Source organism: Paenibacillus sp. JCM 10914, assembly GCF_001315105.1.
In the GTDB taxonomy this organism is placed as follows: domain Bacteria; phylum Bacillota; class Bacilli; order Paenibacillales; family Paenibacillaceae; genus Paenibacillus_AQ.
This window is the reverse complement of sequence record NZ_BAZR01000023.1, coordinates 62,908-86,795: the sequence shown is the minus strand read 5'-3', so window position 1 is coordinate 86,795 and position 23,888 is coordinate 62,908. Positions and strand designations below refer to the sequence as shown.

16 protein-coding genes and 4 pseudogenes are annotated in these 23,888 nt (G+C 48.4%); 6 read left to right on the top strand and 14 right to left on the bottom strand.

Features of this window, described 5'->3' with window-relative positions; translation table 11 throughout:
* The first annotated feature begins 156 nt into the window (after window positions 1-156).
* Window positions 157-324: a hypothetical protein gene (locus JCM10914_RS29355; RefSeq protein WP_023964329.1), complete on the top strand. Its 168-nt coding sequence runs from the start codon at window positions 157-159 to the stop codon at window positions 322-324.
* Window positions 325-391: 67 nt separating this feature from the next.
* Here JCM10914_RS29355 and JCM10914_RS20805 read toward each other — a convergent pair.
* The 7 genes and pseudogenes from JCM10914_RS20805 to JCM10914_RS20775 all read right to left on the bottom strand — a co-directional run bounded on the left by JCM10914_RS20805 (window position 392) and on the right by JCM10914_RS20775 (window position 10,460).
* Window positions 392-1,595: pseudogene (locus tag JCM10914_RS20805) on the bottom strand (SLC45 family MFS transporter).
* Between the two features lie 3 nt (window positions 1,596-1,598).
* Window positions 1,599-2,336: a glycerophosphodiester phosphodiesterase gene (locus JCM10914_RS20800; protein WP_023964323.1), complete on the bottom strand. Its 738-nt coding sequence runs from the start codon at window positions 2,334-2,336 to the stop codon at window positions 1,599-1,601.
* Between the two features lie 202 nt (window positions 2,337-2,538).
* The gene (locus JCM10914_RS20795; RefSeq protein ID WP_023964321.1) at window positions 2,539-3,819 is read right to left on the bottom strand and encodes an MFS transporter; all 1,281 of its coding nucleotides are present in this window, start codon (window positions 3,817-3,819) and stop codon (window positions 2,539-2,541) included.
* A 109-nt stretch (window positions 3,820-3,928) separates the two neighbouring features.
* Entirely contained in the window at window positions 3,929-5,632 is a 1,704-nt protein-coding gene (locus JCM10914_RS20790; RefSeq protein WP_023964319.1) for a methyl-accepting chemotaxis protein, read from the bottom strand.
* Window positions 5,633-5,997: 365 nt separating this feature from the next.
* Window positions 5,998-8,336: pseudogene (gene helD, locus JCM10914_RS20785) on the bottom strand (RNA polymerase recycling motor HelD).
* Between the two features lie 249 nt (window positions 8,337-8,585).
* Window positions 8,586-9,644 (bottom strand): aromatic acid exporter family protein, encoded by a 1,059-nt coding sequence (locus JCM10914_RS20780; RefSeq protein WP_023964315.1) that lies wholly within the window; start codon window positions 9,642-9,644, stop codon window positions 8,586-8,588.
* Between the two features lie 141 nt (window positions 9,645-9,785).
* Complete coding sequence (locus JCM10914_RS20775) at window positions 9,786-10,460, bottom strand: phosphatase PAP2 family protein (protein WP_023964312.1); 675 nt, start codon at window positions 10,458-10,460, stop codon at window positions 9,786-9,788.
* Between the two features lie 198 nt (window positions 10,461-10,658).
* On the opposite strand from JCM10914_RS20775, the gene JCM10914_RS20770 reads away from it, so the two are divergent.
* Window positions 10,659-11,318, top strand: a complete 660-nt coding sequence (locus JCM10914_RS20770; protein ID WP_023964310.1) for an SDR family oxidoreductase — start codon at window positions 10,659-10,661, stop codon at window positions 11,316-11,318.
* An 83-nt stretch (window positions 11,319-11,401) separates the two neighbouring features.
* On the opposite strand, the gene JCM10914_RS20765 is transcribed toward JCM10914_RS20770, so the two are convergent.
* From JCM10914_RS20765 to selD, 3 genes and pseudogenes are all read right to left on the bottom strand, one after another.
* On the bottom strand, window positions 11,402-11,596 hold the full coding sequence (locus tag JCM10914_RS20765; protein WP_023964308.1) for a hypothetical protein: 195 nt from the start codon (window positions 11,594-11,596) through the stop codon (window positions 11,402-11,404).
* Window positions 11,593-12,644: pseudogene (mnmH, locus tag JCM10914_RS20760) on the bottom strand (tRNA 2-selenouridine(34) synthase MnmH). The gene JCM10914_RS20765 and the pseudogene mnmH overlap by 4 nt, the downstream one beginning before the upstream one ends.
* 42 nt (window positions 12,645-12,686) lie before the next feature.
* On the bottom strand, window positions 12,687-13,739 hold the full coding sequence (selD, locus tag JCM10914_RS20755; RefSeq protein WP_036719374.1) for a selenide, water dikinase SelD: 1,053 nt from the start codon (window positions 13,737-13,739) through the stop codon (window positions 12,687-12,689).
* 233 nt (window positions 13,740-13,972) lie between these two features.
* On the opposite strand from selD, the pseudogene JCM10914_RS20750 reads away from it, so the two are divergent.
* The 4 genes and pseudogenes from JCM10914_RS20750 (at window position 13,973) to JCM10914_RS20735 (ending at window position 17,796) form a co-directional block, all read left to right on the top strand.
* Window positions 13,973-15,012, top strand: a pseudogene (locus tag JCM10914_RS20750) (permease).
* A 117-nt stretch (window positions 15,013-15,129) separates the two neighbouring features.
* Entirely contained in the window at window positions 15,130-16,353 is a 1,224-nt protein-coding gene (locus JCM10914_RS20745) for a peptidylprolyl isomerase (protein ID WP_023964296.1), read from the top strand.
* Between the two features lie 165 nt (window positions 16,354-16,518).
* Window positions 16,519-16,863: a LytTR family transcriptional regulator DNA-binding domain-containing protein gene (locus tag JCM10914_RS20740; protein ID WP_023964294.1), complete on the top strand. Its 345-nt coding sequence runs from the start codon at window positions 16,519-16,521 to the stop codon at window positions 16,861-16,863.
* A 123-nt stretch (window positions 16,864-16,986) separates the two neighbouring features.
* Window positions 16,987-17,796: a TIGR02206 family membrane protein gene (locus JCM10914_RS20735; RefSeq protein ID WP_231638724.1), complete on the top strand. Its 810-nt coding sequence runs from the start codon at window positions 16,987-16,989 to the stop codon at window positions 17,794-17,796.
* A 73-nt stretch (window positions 17,797-17,869) separates the two neighbouring features.
* Here JCM10914_RS20735 and JCM10914_RS20730 read toward each other — a convergent pair whose 3' ends face one another.
* The 4 genes from JCM10914_RS20730 to JCM10914_RS20715 form a co-directional block, all read right to left on the bottom strand.
* A complete protein-coding gene (locus JCM10914_RS20730; protein ID WP_023964292.1) occupies window positions 17,870-18,874 on the bottom strand; it encodes an aldose 1-epimerase in 1,005 nt (334 codons plus the stop codon).
* Between the two features lie 65 nt (window positions 18,875-18,939).
* On the bottom strand, window positions 18,940-20,667 hold the full coding sequence (locus JCM10914_RS20725; protein WP_023964289.1) for a glycerol-3-phosphate dehydrogenase/oxidase: 1,728 nt from the start codon (window positions 20,665-20,667) through the stop codon (window positions 18,940-18,942).
* A 184-nt stretch (window positions 20,668-20,851) separates the two neighbouring features.
* Complete coding sequence (gene glpK, locus JCM10914_RS20720; RefSeq protein ID WP_023964287.1) at window positions 20,852-22,342, bottom strand: glycerol kinase GlpK; 1,491 nt, start codon at window positions 22,340-22,342, stop codon at window positions 20,852-20,854.
* A gap of 71 nt (window positions 22,343-22,413) precedes the next feature.
* Entirely contained in the window at window positions 22,414-23,619 is a 1,206-nt protein-coding gene (locus tag JCM10914_RS20715) for an ROK family transcriptional regulator (RefSeq protein ID WP_036719389.1), read from the bottom strand.
* Window positions 23,620-23,888: the final 269 nt, after the last annotated feature.

The following is a 23,888-nucleotide window of genomic DNA, read 5'->3' as shown; positions in this document are numbered from 1 at the left end:
CATTTGATCATTATCCCTATTATGGGTTGCGGGAGCGGGACATGCAAGTCGAGGATGAATACGAACGGACGGAACTAGACTTGTTCCTCTTCGTATATATTAGAACAAACAATGGAATCCCGCTAAATGCTCAAGGTTGTTGGAGGTGAATACGCAGTGGACAAGAAAAAGAGCAACATGGGCTTAGGAATCAGCATCGGCCTCGGAGTAGGGATAGCGATCGGCGTCGCGATGGACAATATCGCAATCGGCATTGGAATAGGGGTGGCCATCGGAATATCGCTAGCAATGACTATAGGTAGCAAAAAACCACCGCAGGAATAATGTATGACGCATAATACAACCCCCACTCTAGTAGCGTGGGGGTTGTATTATGTCATATAGTATTTATTCAGCCCTGAACCGGCGCTGATTGAGGATGGTTCGGGCTCGATCTCTCCGGGTGTTTAATAAGCAGAACACAGACCAGTGCCAACAGCATGCTGCCTGCTGCGCAGAAGAACAAGATCGAATAGCCCATAATATCGATTAATTTGCCTAACAACGGCGGTGACGAGATGGCCGCAAGCGAAGAGACCAGATAATACATTCCTGTACGTGTTCCGATGCTGTCCTCCGAACCTGTAGACACAATGAACGGATACGAGTTGATGTTAATACAAGCCCAGCATATTCCCCCGAGCGTGAGTACAATACGCAAGAGAAACAGCGATTCCACCCAAGGAACCAGTGCAAATACGATTAGGAGACCCAGGACACCGACAAGGATCATACGTTTCTTGCCAAACTTGGCACCGATCAACCCACTCGGTATGGCAAAAATAACAAACGCGAGCGAGAAGAAAGTCAATGAGAAAGAGGCTTGATTTTCTGTCAGTCCCATTTGATTTTTTCCATACAAGGTAAACAGCGTCTCCACTCCTTGGTAAGCAACGAACCAGAAGAAAATCGCCGCGAGCAACAATACGGTTGTGCGGTTAAGCTGGCTGCGAAAGGTCATCCTCGGCTTAGAAGTCTGTTCAGGAATGTAACCTGGAGCATCGCGCCTCTCATGAATGAAGGTCTTCAGGATAAATAAAGCTGCAAGCGTCACGAACCCTGCAGTAATAAATGGCAACGAGGTGTGCGTATTATAGAGCATAGAACCGAGACTAAAGGCAAGTATGGAGCCAACGCCGCCATAAAGTTGATAATTCCGTTCGCCCGGGTTCGCTTCTTCTCTTCGGTTATATCCGGCATCAATGATACGGTAGGCGAACGATATAAGCTCATAGCCAAATTCATTAGGACCATGAACAGAATCAAGGTCACCATGCTGTTATGGAATGGAATGATGCTGTAAATAAGGCGCCCAGAGGCATTCCGATGAGTAGATACGGCATCCTTCTGCCGTATTTCGTGTGCGTGCGATCACTTCGATTGCCTATCCATGGCTGCAAAAACAAGGCGAAATAATTGTCGATCGTCATAAAAAAACCGATCAGGGCGACACTGGAAATATATTTTTCCAGAAAAAAAGGTACGAATGCGTTATAAAGCGCCCACGTAATACTGATACTAAAAAATCCAAAGCCCAGCAGCCATGTTTTTCTCACACGTCACACTCCCTTAGTCTGAAGCAAGCCGGCGAGTACATCCGGATAATCCGTTATGATTCCGGCAACTCCGGCATCAATCAAAGCCTTCATCTCTTCTTCTTGATTGACCGTAAACGGATGATAGACAACCCCGTGTTTCTGCGCTTCGGCAACCCATTCCGGCAGTACAGCACGCTTATATGCATGAAGGGCATCAGCTTTCGCGAGTTTGGCATATTCCCACGGCAGATATAGTCCTTCCATGTATAGTAGTCCGGTTCGAATGCCCGGATCGATCTCTTTGCAATGAACCAGAGAGTAGTGATTAAAGCTGGAGATGACGACTTGCTCGGCCATACCGTAGGCGTTCACCGCCTCGATTACACGTTCCTCCAACTCTGGATACTGAATCGCTCCGTTCTTCAATTCTATATTGACGATCGTCCCCTTGCTCCTCGTTAACTCAAGCAGTTCTTCCAGCAGCGGAATGCGCTCCCCTTGAAAAGAAGCGTGAAACCATGAACCTGCATCCAGGCGAGACAACTCGTGGTAGGTATAATCCTTCACATACCCTTCCGCGCCAGTAGTACGTGTGACGCTCTCATCATGAATCAAGACCAGCTTTCCATCTTTGGTCATCTGAACATCGGTTTCAATTCCGGTTGCGCCAAGCTCCAGACTCTTGGCGAAAGCGGCCATCGTGTTCTCCGGACATACGGCCGAAGCACCGCGATGGGCAAAATTAATGATTTGAGACATTTCAATCGTCCTCCTGGTTGTTTGATAAATGGATTACTTTAAATATAGCGCCCAATTGTCAAGGCTATGTTATCTAAAGTCATATTCCACATTTATCCACGAAACCCTGTCATGCTCGCGAAGATCTGCTTAAAAATTATCCCGCAGCCGCACGCGGATTGCGCACACAAAAAAAGAGCCTTCCGGATGGTCTAATCTGACCTCACGGAAGCGCTCCCTTCTTCTCCAAGACTTGCGGCTTCTTAAATTCAACCTGGTAAGAATTACCGCCGGAATCCCCTTCCTTCGCCTCCGGTTTGACCGCGAACAGCGTGAGCAGCCCACCAATGGCAGCCACCGCCGCTAACGCACCGAACATCACCCAGTGGTTTGCTCCAAGCAGGAGCGAGACAACAGGCGGTCCAAGGGATACCCCTATAAAGCGCATACTGCTATACAGCGAGGTAATCGTCCCTCGCTGCTCCTTCTCTATTCCTTCGGTTAAGAGAGTATCCATACACGGCAAGACCAAGCCGATTCCGATCCCGCCGAGGGTCATCATGCCCACAACGAAATATATCTGATCACTAAATCCAGTTACGATTAGAGAGACCGTTAATAAGGTCATTCCTGCGAAAGCTGTCCACTTCATCGCCGCTTTATTCTTACCCGTAAACTTACCGGCCAAATATGAAGCAAGACATAGCAAAGCTAACGGTATGGCCAGAACAAGCCCTTTCAGAACGCCATGGAGCTGATACGTGCTCTCCAGGGTCTCTGACAAATAAAAAAGTACACCGAATGTACCAAACATCGCAATACCGCCGATAATGAATATCGCATAGAGCCATCTGCCTTTATCGTGCAGCACCTGTTTTGTCGTTTTTAGAAATTCACGGAGCGATTGCTCGCTGTTGTTGTTCTTCTGTTCCGGAGTTTTCACAAGAAAAATAACGAGAACCAAAGAGATCAGACATAATATCGGAATAGCCACAAATGGCAAGAACCAGACAACGATTCCAAGCGCTGCTCCCAGTATCGGGCTGACGACTTTGCCGAAGGTGTTGGATGTCTCAATGATGCCAAGACTCTTGCTCACCTTCTCTTCTTCCTTAAACATATCGCCGACAAGGGGAATGACGATGGGAAAAGCACCTGCTGCTCCAATGCCCTGCAGAAATCGTCCTCCAAGGATGACGTAGTATGCTGCGTTGCCGCTAAGCATCCAAGCAGCCACGGCAGAAACCGCACCACCTGCTGCAGTGATGATCAGACTCGGTATGATGATCTTCTTGCGGCCAAACCGGTCAGACAAATAACCGGCGATCGGAATCAGCAGTATAGCGACAACCGCATAGACCGTAATTAACATGCTGACCTCGAACGAGCTAATACCCAGGACCTTGGAAATCTGCGGTAGAATGGGGATCAGCATGGAATTGCCTAGCGTCATTATGAGCGGTATTGACGCGAGTGCAACCAGGTCCCATTTCTTACTTTGCATGAGAAGACCACCTTTATGTTATCTGTCATCCATATTGTAGGTTGTTTTGCCTAGAATATGCATGACATCAAGGTGGTCGATTTTTCCCTTATGCAATTGTATGGCTGATCTAAACCTTAAACCCCGACATCAATTCGCGTAATTTACCGGACATCACATTCAGTTCCTCCACGGAGCTTGTGATTTCCTCCATCGAAGCAAGTTGCTCCTCCGTTGCGGCACTAACGCTCTGTGTCCCTCCTGCAGAGGTTTCGGTTATCTCCTGAATGCGTCGAATGGCGTGCACCAGTTCTTCTGCACCGTAATTCATCTGCTCAGTTGCTACGGTCACGCCCTGGATCTGTCCGTTCAATTCGCCTACAGACTGCTCAATGTCTTTAAACGCTCGCTCCGCTCCTTGAGCGACGTTCATGCCTTCGGTCACTTCGCGTGTCCCTTTCTCCATCACATCTGCCAGACGGTAGATGTCTTGTTGAAGGTCTTCCACGAACTGTCTGATCTCAACAGAGGAGTTCGACGCTTGGTCGGCCAACTTCCTTACCTCGGCCGCTACTACGGCAAATCCTCTGCCATGCTCCCCTGCACGGGCCGCTTCTATCGATGCATTCAAAGCAAGCAGCGATGTCTGCTCTGCGATCTCGATAATGATCTGTCCCATTGCCCCGATGTTCGAAGCTTTCTCACCGAGCGCACGCACCGTATGAGCGGATTGATCGACACTGCTGCGGATGCCTTCCATTTGTTGCAAAGTATGTATGATCGCTTGCTCTCCGTCGCCCGCCAGCCCATTGGCTCTTGCTGCAAGACCCGAAACATCTTGTGCTGCCAACGCAATATGCTTCATTCCTTCCGCCATATCCGTCACTGTAGCTGTGGTTTGTTCAGTATCTTGCAGCTGATTCTCTACCCCTGCGGCCAGCTCTTCCATAATACTCGACGTTTGATGAGATGCTTGACGAATCTCTTCTGTGCTAGAGTGTAGCAGTGATGCGGTTGAACTTACCTTCCCGGCCGTGTCCTGCACTTGAATGACTAGCGTACGGAACCCTTCCACCAATTTATTGTACGCATCGGCAACCGCACGGATCTCGTCCTTCGAGTTAATGTTCAATCGGGTGACAAGATCACCGCCTCCATCCGCTATCCTTAATAACTGTTCACTCATTTTGTCCAAAGGGCGAATGGAACGGGTAAGCAGGAATCCCTGAACGGCAAAATAAACGATAGCAGCGATCCCGATGATCATCACCACCATATTCTTAGCCATGCTAGCGTTCGCGATCTCTTTCGCATGCTGAGCCAGTGACGCATTCTTGCTCAAGGTGAACTCATCGACGACCTTAGCGAACTTATCCCGGATTTCACGTTCTTTGTTAAATGAGGTCTCATATACACGGAAGGGAACAGCCTTGTAAAATCCCGTATCGTAACCAAGCTTGTTCAACACTTCCGTTACGGCGGTGTTATAGTTCTCATAATCATCTCGAATCTGCTGGAATAGCTGTTGATCCTCCGGTGAAGTCATCAATCCTTCGGTTTCTGACAAAACATTCTCGATAGCGACCCTGTTTGCCTCCAATGATGTCGAGAAGGAAGAATCCCCCGTAAGCAAATAGCCTCTCTCATCACTGGATATTCCGCCTAGCAAGCTCTCGAGTTCTGACAAGTTGTATATCACCTTCTGATCCACTTCAATGATCCGACTGAAATTCCGCTCTGTCGATGTCGAAGTGAGAAATGCCATTGTGATGATAACGGCCGTAACCAAAATAAGAATGGTCGACGAGAGAATCAATTTGGTTTTAATCTTCATCAGCAGAACACCACACCTTTGATATAAGTTATACCCCATATTATTTTCGTCAAAAATATGTCGAAAATGAATAGATTCCCAGCTAATGAAAGCGGTTACAAGAAAATTATTTGACCAATTTTATTAATCATCGGTCAAATAATGTTTAAAATTGGATAACTCCCTCCTTACTGGTATAGCTTTATACGGTTTTTCACTTTATTTTCGCTTCCGTATTTTCCCTGTTGCTTCAAGAATCAGTTAGTGAGCAAAACATAAGCCATAGTGGCGCAGGAATAACATCCTGAGCACCGCTATGACTTGAGATCAAACAATATAACGCCTCATCTACTCATTCATTGCCAATACATTCAACGGGGTTCCCATTAAGAAGATGGCTGTAGATGCGGGATGAAATGACTCTTCTCGCCCACATGATAGACGTGGAGTCTGTGCATGGCACGGTACATGCCGTGTAGAACAGCTTACGGTCGCTCTCACGATGGTATACATCCTCTGAGCCGTTGTAGATGATGACGGCATCAAATTCAACGCCTTTGGCTAAATAAGCCGGAACAACAAGTGTTCCTTTCTCGAAAGAAGGTGTATTTTTGGTTATCAGACGTGCAGGCATTTCATCCGCCAACTGCTGCTGCACACGACGGCTCTCGGCTTCCGTTCGGCAAATCACTGCCACATATTCGTACCCCTGGGAATGAAGTTCGCGGATATCTGCGATGACAGCCTTGCGAAGCTCCGTTTCATCACGCGCCTTGGTTACGAGTGGCGCCTCGCCTGCACGGTTGAACGGTATGATCCGCTCACCCCCTGGAATCATTCGCTTGGTGAAGTCAACGATCTCATACGTGGAGCGATAACTTTGAGTCAGATTAATGATCTCCGTTTGTTCATTTCCGTACAGGCTTACGAGATTCTCGAGGCTGCCTAGCGCCTCCCCATGAGCATATATCGCTTGGTTAAGATCGCCCAGTACCGTCATCTTCGCGCGAGGAAACAAGCGTTTGAGAAATTCTAACTGGAAGGCGGAATAATCTTGCACCTCGTCCACAATAACGTGACGGATTGCAGTATTCGTACGAAACCCTTGCAACAGTTCTTTCAAATATAGAAACGGCGTCGCATCCTCATACAGCAACCTTTTTCCATCCAGTTCTTCTAACGTTAAGTTGCATATATCTTCCCACCGTTCGGGCAATTGTTCTTCTTGACCGGCAGCCCGTCGAAATAGTTCGAGGTCGGTGAACAATTTGCGGTACATACCTTTAACATCAACGTACCGAAACCGTTTGATCCAGCGGCGAAGCGGCTTCAGGCGGGTACTAATCACCATTTTGGCCAAGACGTCTCTCTCTTTATCATAATCGTCAAAAGTAGTCTCGTTACGGTTTTGCTTGCGGCGCATCGTCTGAAAAGCACGCTGGTAATCGTCGGCATCCAGCAGCTCGATCTGTTCCTCGACCCATGGCGCTTTTTTCTCCAGCTGTGCAAACTCTGACAAGCGTTTGAGCAACCATTCTCTCATCAGATCGATTCGACCGGCAAGCTTAACCGCCACATCATAACTGTAGAACTGCGCTCTCATCTCATCGCTGCTTACGATAATCTGTCCTTGAAATACGATGGGCCGAAACATCATTCCGTCTTTCTCCAACCATTCCTTATAACGGCGAATCGTTGTCAGGAAAGAGCCCGAGGACTTATATCGAATACTCCCAAGCCGCGCTTGATATTCCGGTGACTCGTCAGCATTCAGCAATGTTTCGGTCTGGGTAAATACATCTTCCAAATCAAATTCCTTGCCGAGCCGATGTTCCAGATACGACTGGAAGGTGGTCTGCTGCATATTATCTTCACCAAGCTCAGGCAGCACAGTCGAGACGTAGCTGTTAAAGAGCGGATTCGGCGAGAACAGTATCATTTGGTCCGCGCGGAGCGTCTCGCGATACTTGTAGAGCAAATAAGCAACCCGCTGCAGAGCCGCCGAGGTTTTGCCACTGCCGGCAGCCCCCTGAACGATTAACATTCTGGTCTTGTCATTGCGAATGACCGCATTCTGCTCCTTCTGAATCGTGGCTACGATGCTCTTCATCCGGTCGTCAGCGCTATGGCTTAGTACTTGTTGCAATAACTCATCGCCAATCGTTACTCCCGTGTCAAACAACACCTTGATTTTCCGGTCGTGAATAACAAACTGACGTTTGAGCCGCATCTCCCCTTGCACAGTTCCTGACGGGGTTTCATATAGAGCTGGACCCGGAGCTCCGTCATAATACAAACTTGATATAGGTGCGCGCCAATCGTAGACAAGAAAGCTGTCCGTATCCTCATCAAGGAATGAACCAGTGCCAAGGTAAATCTGCTCAACCTCTGAGGAACCTTCCTCGACAAAGTCAATTCGTCCAAAATAAGGGGAGCTCACGAGCTTCCGATATTTCTTCAACAACTTACTGGATTGCAAATGGGCATGCTCACGCTCAGCCAACACTTGGGATTGTTGACGCAGATTCGTTGAGGTTTCGCCCAGATCATCCGGATTACTGAAGTTAACGGTAACTTCATCCCAGAAATCCTTCCTCATGTCGATAACAACATCCCGGATATCTCCGACATTTGCTTCCAATTGCGAGATTTTATCTTGAATTTTTGAAGTTACTCCACTTACACGTGACTGTTCTTCTTGCCAATCCTGTTCGCTGATAGCCATTATTCATCCCCCCTAGTATATACTGGTTGACAGCGTCAATTAATTGTGATATTATAATATTGATTGTGTAAAAATGTATTAATATGTTGCGACAGACTGTTTCTTATTATAACAATGTCCTAAACACAATTCAACATATACTCTTTCATACCGGCTAATCTGTCGGTTTTTTTGTTTCCTATATTCAATAAATGTTATTAAGTAGCAACAGGTCACTGAATGCGTCGCAAGCATCGGTGACCTGTTTTCTTATTTACGCAGCCAGGAAAGCAATGTTTCTTCTGATTCTTGCTCTCCCGATATTCTGTTGATCTGCTCGGCAACCCGATTTAATCGGTCTAACTGGTATCCGTAGTCGTACATCGCCGCAGCAACCACCGATAATCGAAGTCCACCTGGAGCTGCACCTGGGCCAGACATGACCTGTTCCATAAATTCCTCATTACTCTCTGCCATGGTTTCAGCTTCTTCCTCATTCGGCTTCAGTTTGCCCTCAAACTTCCATAAGATATGCTCATGATATTTCATTAACCGCTCCAAATTATGGTCGAAATCAACATCCGTCTTTTCCGTTCGCTCGGTCTGAAAATAATGATTCTCCACGGCATCCAGTACATCATACCCCTTACGAAGCGATTGTAGCAGCTGTTTATATACAACCAGCTGCCTTGCTTGGCTGTATTTGGCCTTCTTCAGTTTCTTCTGCTCTTCTTCGAACAGATTGTACTTGTCCGACAGCGATTTGATGGAGGATTCCAGTTCCTTTTTCTCCGATCGATAAACCGTATCCTTCATCTCATGGGAGATCGCCGTACGGAGCAGCAGCGACATTTTGCCGAATACCATATGAATCCGGGTAATATACTGCTCTTTCGGCTTTGGCGGAAACACCAGGATGTTGATCAGAAAAGCAGATACGATTCCGATGATGGTAAGAATGAATCGATTAAGAGCAAAATCCCACTGTCCCGAAGCTTCCATTACCGAGATTACCGTGACGAGGGTCAGTCCGATAGTTTCTCCCATTTTAAGCTTCATGCATATCATAATGACAACGATACAGACGAGACCAACCGAAATCGGTTGGTTGGACAGGAAATATCCGCCGAGCATCGCCAATATCGCGCCAAGCGTACTCGTCTGCAACTGATCCAGAAAATATCTCCATGATCTGTAAATGGAAGGCTGCATCGCAAATATCGCGGCGATCGCGGCAACTACCGGCGATTTAAAGTCAAATAGCATCGCCATATAAAGAGCCAGCGTTACAGCCAAGCCCGTTTTGAACATCCGTGCACCGAATGCCACAGACAGCCCTCCTAACTTTTTCGAATGTATAAACCTAAGTAATGACAGCAGTGATCCCTGATACATACGCCTATGCAAGACTTACTATTACATGAATTACCCCTACCCGCTTCAAGTGATGCATGTGCGGCGTGGTGTAATTCAAGATCGTTCATGAACAGCACGTTTGCCCATTCGTCGTTCATAGCTTCCTACAAGCAAGGCTAACCATGTACAGGCTGCCAGATACCCCCCGAGAATGTCACTTGGATAATGTACGCCGAGATAGATGCGACTGATGCCGATACTTAGGATCATAACGGTCGCAATTATCACTAGCATCCACCTCCCTGTATTGGAAGGAATATGTCTCCATAGCAAGTAGGCTAGCACACCATAGAAAGAGAAAGCCGCCATGGAATGCCCGCTTGGAAAACTGTATCCTGTAATTTCAACCAGCCGGTGAAGATCAGGCCTGGCACGCTGAAAGCCAAGTTTCAACAACAGATTCAATATGGAAGAGCCTAATACCACCCCGATCAGCAGCACGATCTCCATCCGATGCTTAAGCAGCCGGTACGACAGCACGATAACGATGATCGTCAGCAGGATGACCGGGTCTCTCGAACCTATGAAGGATAATCCTACGGCGATTTGGGTAAGTATGGGATGTTCCATATTTTGAATCCACGCGATGATGGCCGAATCCATTTCGTTGACGTGTTCTCCCCGAACCAGTATCGCCATTAGGATAAAGCCGATCATGCTGATCAATGCTATGTAATAGGTCAGGCGTTGTCTATCGACCGAAACTTTCGATTGTGGTTGTTTTGTCAATTCGATATGCCCCTTCTTCGTTGTTTCAATCCCTTGTCGAATGGTGAAAATATGATAATATCACGTTACAAGTCCACAATCAAAGCTGGATTCCCGAAATTTACTAATATATTTCGTCGTAGTCTATGTAAATTACGCAGTATTTACTCGGATCATTCAGCAGAATCACCCACTACTAAATCAAGGGAGCGTTCACATATGAAAATCCTTGTCGTCGGTGCAAACGGTCAAATCGGCAAACAACTCGTGCATATGCTACATGATCATCCGAATTACGAAGTAAAGGCCATGATTCGGAAGCAAGAACAAGCATCCTATTTTCAGAAGGCCGGTATCGAAAGCGTGCTTGCTAATCTCGATGGTACGGTGTCGGAACTCGCTGATGCTGCCAGGGACTGTGGCGCTGTCGTCTTCACTGCAGGCTCTGGTGGAGGAACCGGTTTCGATCAGACGCTGCTTATTGATCTGGACGGTGCGGCAAAAGTAATCGAGGCCGCTGAGCTTGCCGGCATACAGCGTTTCATCATGATCAGCGCCCTCCAAGCCCACCGCCGAGAACATTGGAGTGAGCAAATCAAGCCTTACTATGCGGCCAAACACCATGCCGACCAGATTCTTCGCAACAGCGGCCTGAACTATACCATTATCCGCCCCGGCGGCCTGATGAATGAGGACGGAACCGGCAAAGTGGCCGCAGCAGAAGATATTCGGAGCGGTTCCATTCCGCGGGAGGATGTCGCCAGAACGGCATTGTTATCGCTGGATGAAGAGAGCACGTTTCGCCGTTCGTTCGACCTCGTGTCCGGAGATACACCGATTGCTGATGCCCTATCCGCGCTTGATGCACCGCTAAATTAATTTCACCAGAAAAAATCGCTCTTAACCACGCTCAGGACATACGCAGCATCCTGAGTGTAAGAGCGATTTTTATGTTTCCTGTACTAATTGAATAATGACCAAATCACGATAAAAGCGAGGACAGCGAGTATGTAAAGAATCAGCAGCTTCACAATATTCGATTTTGTCCTCCGCTCATACTCCGGATTGGCCTTGCGATTCTCTTGCGATAAACCGATTAACATCGTGGCGATACCGCCAATCAAGGCTAACGTGATAACAATCAAATACGGGATCAAGGTTGACCCTCCTTTCCATTCCGATCTATTATCTCTTTAATCGCATTCACCGCTGCCTCGACATGATCCACCGAAACAACGATCGGACTGCTATCCTCGTATTGAGAAAGGGTGTGTTTATATCTCGGATCATAATAATGCTCCAGCAGCATTCGGATTCCCGCCTCAAACCGGTCCGATTCCAAAGAATTTGCTATTTCAGCAGCGATAGGCGTGTGAATTCGATTCTTAATCAGATTGAACGCTTCTAGATATTGCTCCTTATATGATTCCGGAGCATATTCCTTCATGATCTGCCTTACGCGCTCTTCGAGCGGCAGCTCCAGCACGATGGCAACTCCATTTTCCTTCTTCTCCATTAGAAAATCCGGAACGACGATTTTACCGATGCGCTTGCTCTCGGCCTCGATCAATATGAACGCGGCATTCTCCACCTGCTTCAGGCGTTCTAACAACAACGCGTCGAACGTTTTCTGATTGCTGACCTCCACCCCGATATGACCAAAGATTGACCCCCGATGTCCTGCCAGCTTCTCCAAATCAACTACCGGATATCCGTCCTCATGCAACTGCTGTAATACTGCTGTCTTGCCCGTGCCGGTCAGTCCATGGAGTACAAACGCCTGCCGATGATCAAGTCTCATCGTATCCAGCGTGTCCAGCACATACTTCCGGTATGCTTTAATGCCGCCCGTAATGCGGTTAACATGGATGTCCATCAACGATAACACGGTGGCAGCAGTGCGGCTGCGCATTCCCCCGCGCCAACAATACACCGCTTTATCGCCTTCAATCTGCTTGAACGACTTTACGAAGGAGGGCAGCTTGGCTGCCATGATCTCCAACCGCGTTCCTTGGCAGCATCAACGCTTACCTGCTTATAGATCGTTCCGATCTCGGCGCGCTCCTCATCGTTGAACACAGGGATGTTAAGACTGCCAGGAATCGTCGATTCCTTGAATTCGGAGGGAGAACGAACATCAATCAGCGTGATCTTCTTGTGATTCTGAACTTCGAGTAATTCTTCAACGGTGATGTCTTGAAACATATCTGCTCGCTCCTTTAATAAATGAAGAACTGCATGAACGAATTACCACTCCACGGCAATACGCCCAGGGTGATCACGATGAACTTCACCCACCCGGCCTGCCTCCAAACCTGCGTTTAACAGTTCATGGAGCAATTGTTCCGCTTGCGAGCCTTCCACGGCGATAAGCAGGCCACCAGATGTGACAGCGTCACACAATATCCATTTGTCAATCTGATCCATCTCTTCAGGAAAATCAATCTCATCCTTGACGTGATCAAAGTTATTCTTCGTTCCACCGGGAATAACACCCGCTTCCGCCATCTCCCTTACCCGCTCAAGCATAGGGACAGACGACTTTTGGATGCGTATGCCGTTATTGCTCCCTTTAGCCATCTCAAGCGTATGGCCCAACAGACCAAACCCTGTCACATCGGTGCAAGCACGGACATCATACGATTCCATAATCTCGGCAGCTTGCTTGTTCAGCGCAGCCATGACTTTCGTTACACGAAGAATCTCTTCATCACGCAGGAGATCCTTCTTGATAGAGCTTGTCAGAATGCCTACGCCAATAGGCTTCGTCAAAATAAGAACATCCCCGGGCTGAGCCCCTGCATTCGTTCTAATCCGATCTGGGTGAACGGTTCCCGTAACCGCCAACCCGAATTTAGGTTCCTGATCGTCGATGGAGTGGCCGCCAACCAAGGTTACCCCCGCCTCCTTCAACTTATCACCGGCTCCCCGCAGGATGTCAGTCAACACCTGCTTGTCCAGCGTCGCAATCGGAAATGCAACAATGTTCAGCGCCGTCAGCGGCTTGCCGCCCATCGCATATATATCGCTAATGGCATTGGCTGCCGCCACTTGGCCGAAGTCATAAGGATTGTCCACGATCGGTGTAAAGAAATCCACAGTCTGAACCATCGCGATCTCGTCAGTAAGCCGATATACACCTGCGTCGTCGCTGGTGTCAAGACCAACCAAGAGGTTTGGATTCGGCTCGGCTTGCGGCAAGTTGCGTATCACTTGGGCCAGGTCCGCCGGTCCGATTTTGCAACCGCAACCTCCCTTAGAGGAATATGAAGTCAACTTTATTTTATCCGTTAGGCTCATCACGGCTCTTCCCTTCTATCATCAAATATGTTCCGAGTTACTTCCTTGAGGCACTTCTTTCATTATATGTAATCACACCTGGCAAGTCTAATGCATTTCCTATGATTTTCCATTATCGCAGATATCAACTACGAACTCCATGAAGTGTGGTATACTATTCAATTAGATATGTCAATACTTTCATTTCATTTAACGGAGGAATCTCATACATGACGCAGCACACCGGCAGCCGAATGTCCGTGCAGCACCCGAATCACAGAAGGAATATTTGGTTGTTCACGATTTTCATCATTATAGCGGCTACAGGTTTGACCTACGTCAAATGGTGGCCATACTACGACAAAGCACTGACAGCGATTGTTGAGCATAGCATCGGCTCCTCGATCATAGAGGTGCATGCAGACGGCACCATTCCTTCATGCAAATAGCCTGGAATTATACCCTCACCTACTTCAAAGCCGTGTGGAAGGCCGCCCTGCTGGGGATCTTGCTCGGAACGCTTGTTCAATCCCTTCTTCCTTCTCATTGGCTGCTCAAGCTACTCGGCAAAGCGAATTTCAAGAGCACGGCCATCGGCGGAATGGCTTCCATACCAGGTATGATGTGTTCCTGCTGTGCCGCTCCAATCGCAATCGGGCTGCGCAAGAAACATGTTTCTGTCGGCTCAGCCTTGGCTTTCTGGATCGGGAACCCAACGATAAATCCGGCGACGCTGATCTTCATGGCTTTTGTATTATCATGGGAGTTTACTTTATTACGATTGATCTTCGGGATTATACTTACCTTTGGGGTCAGCTATTTAGCCAATCGGTTCGCCAAAGAATCAGATCCAGTCGAAATCGACGATGTTCCCATCGAGGTCGACACACGCCCACTCTGGAAGCGCTGGCTAACAGGCATAAGAGATATGGTGATCCGGGTCATTCCAGCCTATTTCTTGGCCGTACTGCTGCTTGGCGCACTTCAAGTATGGATGTTCCCGCAATTGGGAACGGCTGCTGGCAACAGCCTGCTGGCGGTTATATTCTTCGCACTAATGGGAATGCTGTTCGTTATCCCGACTGCGGCCGAAATACCGATTATTCAAGCGTTCATGGCAGCTGGACTCGGGGCGGGACCGGCGTCTGCGCTGCTGTTAACCCTGCCCGCCATCAGCTTACCTTCACTGCTCATGGTTAGACGTTCGTTCCCAAGAAAGGTCATCTGGTTCGTTGCCGCCTCGGTCATCGTTCTAGGAATTGCATGTGGCATTACAGGAATGATCATAATGTAACTATAAAATAATGCATTTTTTATTTTTTCTTAAGGTAAAGCCATACTTTATCTGGTAAAGTGATTAAAGAATGAAGCAATGCATTATTACATGCAGTCGAAGGGAGTCAATTGTTGAATGAAAGATAACGATTTACAGCCAAATCACCCTGGACAACCAGAGGATGAACAAGGACAGGCTCAAGAGAGAGAGAATAACCTGCATGAACCGGATGTAACACCTGAAACTGAATCGAACCGAATCGACTCGTCATTACCCGAAGGCGATGAGCCTTCAAGTGAAGAAGACGGATCGGTTGATGATAGGCAGTCGGAGGTGAATGAACAGCCTGAGCAGGAACAGTACCTCCCTCCAACCATGGTCGCAGATCATGCAGTCGTTCAGAATGAACAGCATACTGCTAACGGAGGCGGCGGAGGTGGCAAAGGCTGGATGATCGCCTCACTCGTGCTTGCAGCAGCGCTGATCGTTGTTCTGATCGTACCTCCATTCGCTAAAGGTTCCGGTAACGAAGCCATAGCCAAGGTGAATGACGCTAAAATTACGAAGGACATGCTGTATGAAGAATTGGTCACGGTTGGCGGCAAACAGACTCTGGATGGAATGATCTCCCAAGAGTTGATCCGACAAGAAGTTAACAAGAAGTCCATCACAGTGACAGAGGAAGAAATCGATCAGGAGATCGAGGCGTTGAAAGGCTCCTTCCCTTCCGAAGACCAGTTCAACATGGCGCTCCAGCAATCCGGTATGACACTGGAAGAGCTCCGTACGGAATCCAAAAAACAAATCGAGCAAAAGAAATTGATGGCCGATAAAATCGAGGTTACGGACGAAGAGATATCCGCGTTCTATGATCAATACAAAAATAACTTCGCTACTCCTGAACAGGTGCGCGCTTCGCATATTCTCGTAGAGACCGAAGAGGAAGCCAAGGAAATCGTACAACAGTTGAAAGACGGGGCAGATTTCGCACAGATCGCCAGTGAGAAGAATCAGGATGCCACGAAGGACACCGGCGGCGATCTCGACTTCTTCGGTCGTGGCGAGATGGACCCTGCATTCGAAGAAGCCGCGTTCAGCATGAAGAAAGACGAAATCAGCGATCCGGTGAAGACCTCCTTCGGTTATCATGTTATTAAACTGACCGACCGCAAGGAAGCAATCAATCCGACGCTGGAAGAGAAAAAAGAAGAAATTCGCAACCAGATCGAGAGCCAGAAGGTTTATCAGGGGCTCCCTGCGTACATCCAGGAACTGAAAGAAGGCGCCAACGTAACGAATACGATCGAAGAGAAAGAAGCAGCGGCAGCAGAAACACCTGATGCGGAAGCAACGCCTTAATCCACTCATGTAGATGATGGCGTAACATAGTTTAGTTAAGCTCTGTACCCTGCGGTACAGAGCTTTTCGCTGCGATCATAAAAAAAGTGCTTTCAACTCAACGCAAAACATGATAAAATGTAAGCGTTATCACAAATGTTGATCTTGGAAAAAGGGGGAACCAGAATGATGAAGCACGTATCGGAATCCCGCAACATGTATGAGGACTTCGTGGTGGAGACAGACATTCTGTTCTTTAAAACCGGATCGCACGGTTTAGTCAGCTTTCACGGCAGGAATTATAATATTAAAAAGAGAATGTCTGCCGACAACATTACCTCCCTGCTCTCCGGTAAGCAATTCTACCACGTCGGTGGCAATTGCTATGTAAACGTCGACAAGGTTACCGAAGTGGAACAATGTACCGTTTACTTCGGTGAGAAGGCACCGTCTGCCAAACAGCTGCGGATTCCAAGATGGAAACAGGAATCGCTCAAGCGGCTTGTCGCCGAGATGCAGCAGCCCGTTTAAACCCGTCTTGCATTATTTTGGCTCAGAAGATCCCGAATCCCTTAATAAGGATGCGGGATCTTCTGTCGTTCACGAGCAGGTCCTGCTTCAACTTCTTGATATTTCTATGCAAACAGCATCAGCGTGATACAATATTGTATATTTCCACCAGCACTTACTGAAAGGAGGTTAACACCTATCGCATCCTTATTCGATCCGGATTACCCGTTCGCATTCACGGCCTACTCCACAGCGCACGGGATAGCCATACTAACCCTAATTATCGCGTCGCTGTTGCTATGCTCAGTCCGATCAACAATTCGCTCATCCACTTCCCTTCAAAGTTTGATCAAATACGGACTGCTAACCGCGCTTGTGTTACCAGAAGCTTCCCTTCATCTCTGGTATGTCGTTACCGGCATATGGAATCCCGCGACATCGTTGCCACTTGAACTGTGCAGCATTACGTTGTTCCTGTCCATCATTTTGCTAGTAACCAACAAGCCTGCACTGTACCCGTTGGTGTTCTTTGCCGGCATCGGTGGTGCCATGCAGGCGATTCTGACGCCTAATCTCGGCTATCCGTTCCCGCATTTCCGCTTCTTTCACTTCTTTATCGTACATATCGCCATTATTTTAACCGCACTATATATGACTTGGATTCGCGGATACCGGCCAACCTGGAGGTCGATCGCATGGACGATGGTGTTTCTGAATATCGCTGCGCTGCTGGTGGGACTTGTGAATCTCGCGCTCGGCTCCAACTACATGTTCTTGATGCGTAAACCCGACACCCCCTCCCTGTTGGACCTGTTAGGACCACACCCGGTATATATTATGGTAGAGGAATTGATTGCATTATCTCTGTTCGTCCTCATGCATACCTTCTTCTTTGTGATACCGCATCACATTCGTCGTAAGCGTGAATCCCGGACTTACAGTAGCAGTGGATAAGTTCGGATGCGGATAGCTTAAGCTTAATAAAAATAGCGTATGGACCAGGTTGTACCTGTCCATACGCTCCATCTTACTTCGTATTTGTATCGATCAGATACAAGCGGGAAGTCTCTTCCCATATCTCTCCGGGGGCGAGCCCGAACAGACCGATATCTTCTGCTGGCAGGTTCGTATTCGGAGCGTTCACCAGATTGATCTGCGGCTCCGGGCAGAAAAACTTCTTGCTCGCCTTATTGTTCCATACCATCCATTGCTTAAAGGAAGTACCGACGTCGTAAACTAAGGTTTTGCCTAAATGTTGATCCGTTAACTCCATGCGATTTCTGCCGTTCTGTGGGACGGCGGTGTAGTGATTATCCATCGCATCAAAGTACGGGTTAACGCCGCCACTGCACAACTTCTGTTCATCCGCGGTAAGCTCTTGGAACTTACCCGTTGGCAGCATCCGCTCACTCATTTCCCAGCGCTCACCAATCGTAATCATTACCTTGCAATCCTCCGGCGTACTCTCAGGCGAGAATGGAGCATTAATCGCTGTGTGGAAGGCCAGAAGACAAGGCATCTCGCTTGTTCCTTCGTTCCGGATGAACACATGCTGGGATAATCCATCCTTACTCAGTGAATATCGCAATCTAAACGTGAAACAGTGCGGCAGCATCGCATAGACGGGATGCAACTCATCAATGCGCACAGATACAATGACATAGCTTTCTGACTCGCTGCTGCCGTACTCCTCAATCGTCCACGGAATCGTATGTAAAAATCCATGGAGGTGATTACCTGTCTCTTCCTCGTTTACTGGAAACCGATACGTCTTTCCCTTCCATGGAAATCGTCCGTCCTCGTAACGATTCGGAGGGAAGAGGACGGGAATGCCATGGACTCCTGGATTGCCCTTGAATTCCTCCATCTCATGATCTTGCGGTTCGCGCAAGAAACGGTATCCGTTCGACAAATCCCGAAAAGCAATGAGATTGCCGCCGATTTCCGGCAGAACAACCGCTTCGTAAGAGCCGTGCTGAAGCCAAACGGCTTGTTCTCCCTGGTATAAATCTACATACGCTTTATGGTTCATTAAATGATCGCTCCTCTCCATATGACGTATATAGATTATCATACCACGGTATTTCATTCTATCCCTTATGAAGTAAGCTTCCCTTGATTCCTTACTGCTGGGGAAACTGACCACTCCTCTTCAGCGACCGGACGGGTGGCTGCATCCAGTTCCTCGTCGAGTTCACGCGAGTATTCGGCCTGTTGATCGTGATTCCATTCGAGCACAGCGGCCATATAGTCGATCACGGGCTTCTTCCATCTCCGCGTCCACGCAATGTTAAATAACAGCGAGCCGGTTCTACGAATGAAGAAATCCGCCGGCTTCACGGTTAACTCATGCAAAATAGCATATTGCAGCGGAACCAATACGGAGAGTGGGAGCGCCGATGAAACCTCTTCATTTTTCGTTTCTTCACTGGCCAGGCGGAATAGCTCCGCAACATTGGAGCCATACATCGCAGCCCATTTCTCTGCAAGCTTGCGATCGATTCCTTGAGCTGCGCCTTGATCCGCTTTCTTGCGGATAAACTCAGGGAAACGCTCCGATCCGCCTACATGACCTCCTGATATCGGCATCTCTTTCGTTATGCCTGAACCGTAGGCATGGCCTCCCCCTTCCTGAATCCGTTTGACCACGAGATTGACAACCATATCCGCCATTTTACGATATCCGGTCAATTTACCGCCAGCAATCGTGATCAGTCCGGATGGCGATTCCCATATCTCATCTTTACGAGAGATTTCCGAAGGACTTTTTCCCTCCTCCAAAATTAACGGACGCACCCCCGCCCATCCGGATTCTACATCAGACGCTGTAATCTTCACGCTCGGGAACATGTAATGGATCGCCTTCAGGATATAATCACGATCCTCCACCGTAATTAACGGTCGAACCGGGTCCGCTTTATAAACCGTATCGGTTGTGCCTACATAGGTTTTGCCATCCCTTGGAATCGCAAACACCATTCTTCCGTCAGGCGTATCAAAATATACTGCTTGTTGGAGCGGGAACTTCGATTGGTCGATCACGATATGCACGCCTTTGGTATGCTGGAGCATCTTGCCCTTCTTGGACTTATCCATTTCCCGAATCTGGTCAACCCACGGTCCGGCAGCATTGACAATCTTCGTTCCAATCGCCGATTGCGTCTCCCCATCAAGCATATCCTTGACCGTGATCCCCGTGATTCGACCGTTCGAGTCATAGTTCAGCGATTCAGCCTTTGCGTAATTGAAGACATGAGCGCCACGAGAAGCGGCTTCCTTCATGACCTCAAGCGTAAGTCTCGCATCATCCGTGCGGTATTCGACATAATAGCCGCCGCCCTTCAAGCCATCCTGCTTTAATAGCGGCTCCCGCTTCAGCGTCTCTGCGATGGTAAGCATGGAGCGGCGTTCCTGACGCTTGACACCAGCTAAGAAATCATAGACCATCAAGCCGATGGACGTGCTGAATTTGCCAAATGTACCGCCTTGGTGGATGGGCAGCAGCATCCATTCCGGCGTCGTGACATGCGGCCCATTCTCATAGACGACCGCCCGTTCCTTACCTACTTCCGCCACCATACCGACCTCAAACTGCTTCAGATAACGAAGACCACCGTGTACCAGTTTCGTCGAGCGACTGCTCGTTCCTGCGGCAAAGTCTTGCATCTCCACCACCAAGACCGACATGCCGCGAGTTACCGCATCAAGGGCGATCCCTACCCCTGTAATGCCGCCGCCAATGACGATTAAATCATACGTGCGGTCTTTAATCTTCTGAAACCGCTGCTTGCGGTCCAGGCTCGATAACGTCTGTGGTTGATTCATAACCGATCCCTCCCAGTATGATATACCCTCTTCTTTATTTAAACTTGCTTACATGGAATAAAGACATCAAAAAAGAGACCACGAAGCACGCAATAACCCCAAATAATGGGGCGATCTCGCGTCTAGTGGTCTCTCCAAGTCTCCAGACAAATATTCACTTAGTGATATTATAACATATAAATTGCTAATGAAAAGCCATTGCTGCATTTACTGCTTTTTTCCACCCCTCATACAGCCGCTCTCGATCCGTCTCCGACATGCTTGGGGTGTAGCTTCTCCCATTGCTCCACTTGCTGCAAATCTCTTCCTGATCTTTCCAGAAACCCACGGCAAGGCCAGCCAAATAAGCTGCGCCGAGTGCGGTCGTCTCGATAATCTCAGGCTGTTCGACCGCCACATTCAGAATATCGCTCTGGAACTCCATCAGGAAGGAGTTAGCCACGGCACCGCCATCCACTCGCAGAATGTTGATCTTATAACCTGAATCCTCTTCCATCACAGCGAGCACATCACGCGTCTGATAAGCAAGAGACTCTAAGGTAGCCCTGACGAAATGCTCCTTGGTCGTTCCTCGCGTCAACCCGAAGACCGCACCGCGAACATCACTGTTCCAATAGGGACTGCCGAGTCCGACAAAAGCAGGCACGACATAGACGCCCTCGGTGGAATCCACTCGGGAGGCGTAAGCTTCACTATCTTTCGCTTCTCGGAACATTCGAAGTCCGTCGCGTAACCATTGAATGGCCGACCCCGATACGAATACGCTGCCTTCCAGCGCATATTGTACTTTCCCATCGTATCCCCAGGCAATGGTCGTAATCAGACCATGCTCGGAAGATACCGGCTTATCGCCCGTATTCATCAACATGAAGCTGCCGGTACCGTACGTGGTCTTGACCATACCCTCAGCGAAGCACGTCTGCCCGAATAGAGCAGCCTGCTGATCCCCCGCGGCACCCGCGAGCGGCACCTCGTGCCCGAAAAAATGATACGGTATCGTCTGGGCGTAAACCTCGGAGGAAGGCCGCACCTCAGGAAGCATGCTTTTCGGAATATCGAGCAGTTCAAGCAACTCATCATCCCACACCAGTTCGTGAATATTATAGAGCAACGTTCGCGAGGCGTTGGAATAGTCCGTGACGTGAGCTCTCCCCCCCGACAGCTTCCAAATAAGCCAGGTATCAATCGTTCCGAAGATGAGGTCGCCGTTAACGGCGCGTTCGCGCGCACCATCCACATGGTCGAGAATCCACTTGATTTTGGTGCCCGAGAAATAGGGGTCAATCAACAGCCCGGTCTTCGCCCTGATCTTCTCATTGTGACCTGCTGCAATTAAATCCTCGCAAATTGTGGCTGTCTGGCGCGACTGCCACACAATCGCATGATAGATGGGTTCTCCACTGTTTCGGTCCCACACGACGGCTGTTTCGCGCTGGTTCGTGATTCCAATCCCCGCGATCTGATCGGCCTTGATTCCGGCTTCAGACAAGCAAGTGGCAATAACCGCCAGTATGGATGCCCAAATCTCATTGGCATTCTGCTCTACCCAGCCAGGCTGAGGAAAGTATTGCGGGAATTCCTTCTGAGCGGAATGAACAATAGTTCCGTCCTGATTAAACAAAATCGCCCTGGAACTCGTCGTCCCTTGATCCAATGATAAAATATACTTTTCCACCGACACTTCCCCTTCCGCAATGCAGTTGTGCGCTACCCAAAGATTACGATCTGATGGAAACGTTGTCAAACTCAAGCTTCGATCAGCGAGAATCCGAACAAGTCATGCAACAATACCGAAGCAGCTCCAATTAACTTGTCCTCTTCACCGAGTGAAGCCAACCCAAAAGCCATGCCGTCCCTCAAAATGGGCATCGCATGCCGATCAATATATTGACCTACCTTAGCCAGAAGTTCTGGGTTACCAAGCGCCATTTCCCCTCCTAGTATGAGTGCCTCCGGATTGAACATGTTAATCATGTTGACGATACCAGCTCCTAGATGCTCAGCGATTTCCTCGTTTAAGTCCCGGGCCAGCTTGTCACCGAGCGCGAGTGCTTCCTTATAGACGGAAGGTACAATCTTACTGATATCACCTTCACTTAGCTCATGAATGATCGTTGGGCGACCCGAGGTAATCGCGGTGATGATGCGTGAATACACCGCGATCCAGCTAATATAGCCATCCAAGCAGCCCACATTGCCACACTCACAGCGAATTCCGCTGCGGTTCACGCTCGTATGGCCAAATTCGCCAGCGCCCCCGTGCTTGCCGCGGAGTATGTGATCATGAATCAATATGCCAGAACCAAGGCCATCCCCAATGGATATATAGAGCAGATTGGGATAAGCATACGCTCCGAAGCGCCGTTCAGCCAGTACGATCGAATTCATATCATTCTCCAGCCAGGTCTTCATGCCATAGCGCTCTGATACGATCTGCTTCAACGGAACGTTGGACATCCGCAGCTTGGTATTGTAGTGCACTACCCCCTGTACATTACCCACAATGCCAGGGACTGTGATGGATATCCCTACACACCACGCCATGTCTTGCAATTGTCCGATCCATTCGTCCAACACAACAAGCAAGTAATCTGTCACCGCATCTCCCTGGAGTCCACTGATCGGATAACTTTTCTTCGCCAGAATGCCAGCCTCCAGGTTCATCCTCGCAACATTCATATATGAATTTGTAATAACTACTGAAATCAGATAGTGATTGTCGGGGTTAAACTTAAGCAAGATCGGCTTTCTGCCGCCACTGGAGGAACCGGTCCCCACTTCGGAGACGTATCCTTCTTTAATCAGTTCTTGGACCGCAGCCGCTACGGTAGAAGGACTTATGTTATTTTTCTTTGCGAGATCTATTCTGGAGATCGGACCATTCGTGCGAATTTCATTCAATATCTTGGACCGATTTAGGGCCTGAATTAATTTATGATCACCTTTTTTCATTTTGTTCAACAGCTAACATACCTCCTCGAACCCACTTCTTCAACTAGATCCACTATACTATATTACAGTACTTCGATTAAACTTATTCCAATAATTAAATTAACATGTTCTGTAATAAGTTGTGTAATCGCGATCTTGCAAAAAAAATAAGACGGATATATAATCTTTCGCAACAGAACTTCCTATTTCGCCCTCAAATCATTGTTCGTTTTTACACACTTATTTCGATGGATGGAATAACTAACGACTCAAATTAAACGTACTACCGA

What these genes read in the sequence shown, in the direction of transcription:
- JCM10914_RS20800 (WP_023964323.1), bottom strand. Translation starts at nt 2,336, where the DNA reads ATGTCTCAAATCATTAATTTTGCCCATCGCGGTGCTTCGGCCGTATGT.
- JCM10914_RS20795 (WP_023964321.1), bottom strand. Translation starts at nt 3,819, where the DNA reads ATGCAAAGTAAGAAATGGGACCTGGTTGCACTCGCGTCAATACCGCTC.
- JCM10914_RS20790 (WP_023964319.1), bottom strand. Translation starts at nt 5,632, where the DNA reads ATGAAGATTAAAACCAAATTGATTCTCTCGTCGACCATTCTTATTTTG.
- JCM10914_RS20770 (WP_023964310.1), top strand. Translation starts at nt 10,659, where the DNA reads ATGAAAATCCTTGTCGTCGGTGCAAACGGTCAAATCGGCAAACAACTC.
- selD (WP_036719374.1), bottom strand. Translation starts at nt 13,739, where the DNA reads ATGAGCCTAACGGATAAAATAAAGTTGACTTCATATTCCTCTAAGGGA.
- JCM10914_RS20745 (WP_023964296.1), top strand. Translation starts at nt 15,130, where the DNA reads ATGAAAGATAACGATTTACAGCCAAATCACCCTGGACAACCAGAGGAT.
- JCM10914_RS20740 (WP_023964294.1), top strand. Translation starts at nt 16,519, where the DNA reads ATGATGAAGCACGTATCGGAATCCCGCAACATGTATGAGGACTTCGTG.
- JCM10914_RS20730 (WP_023964292.1), bottom strand. Translation starts at nt 18,874, where the DNA reads ATGAACCATAAAGCGTATGTAGATTTATACCAGGGAGAACAAGCCGTT.
- JCM10914_RS20725 (WP_023964289.1), bottom strand. Translation starts at nt 20,667, where the DNA reads ATGAATCAACCACAGACGTTATCGAGCCTGGACCGCAAGCAGCGGTTT.
- JCM10914_RS20715 (WP_036719389.1), bottom strand. Translation starts at nt 23,619, where the DNA reads ATGAAAAAAGGTGATCATAAATTAATTCAGGCCCTAAATCGGTCCAAG.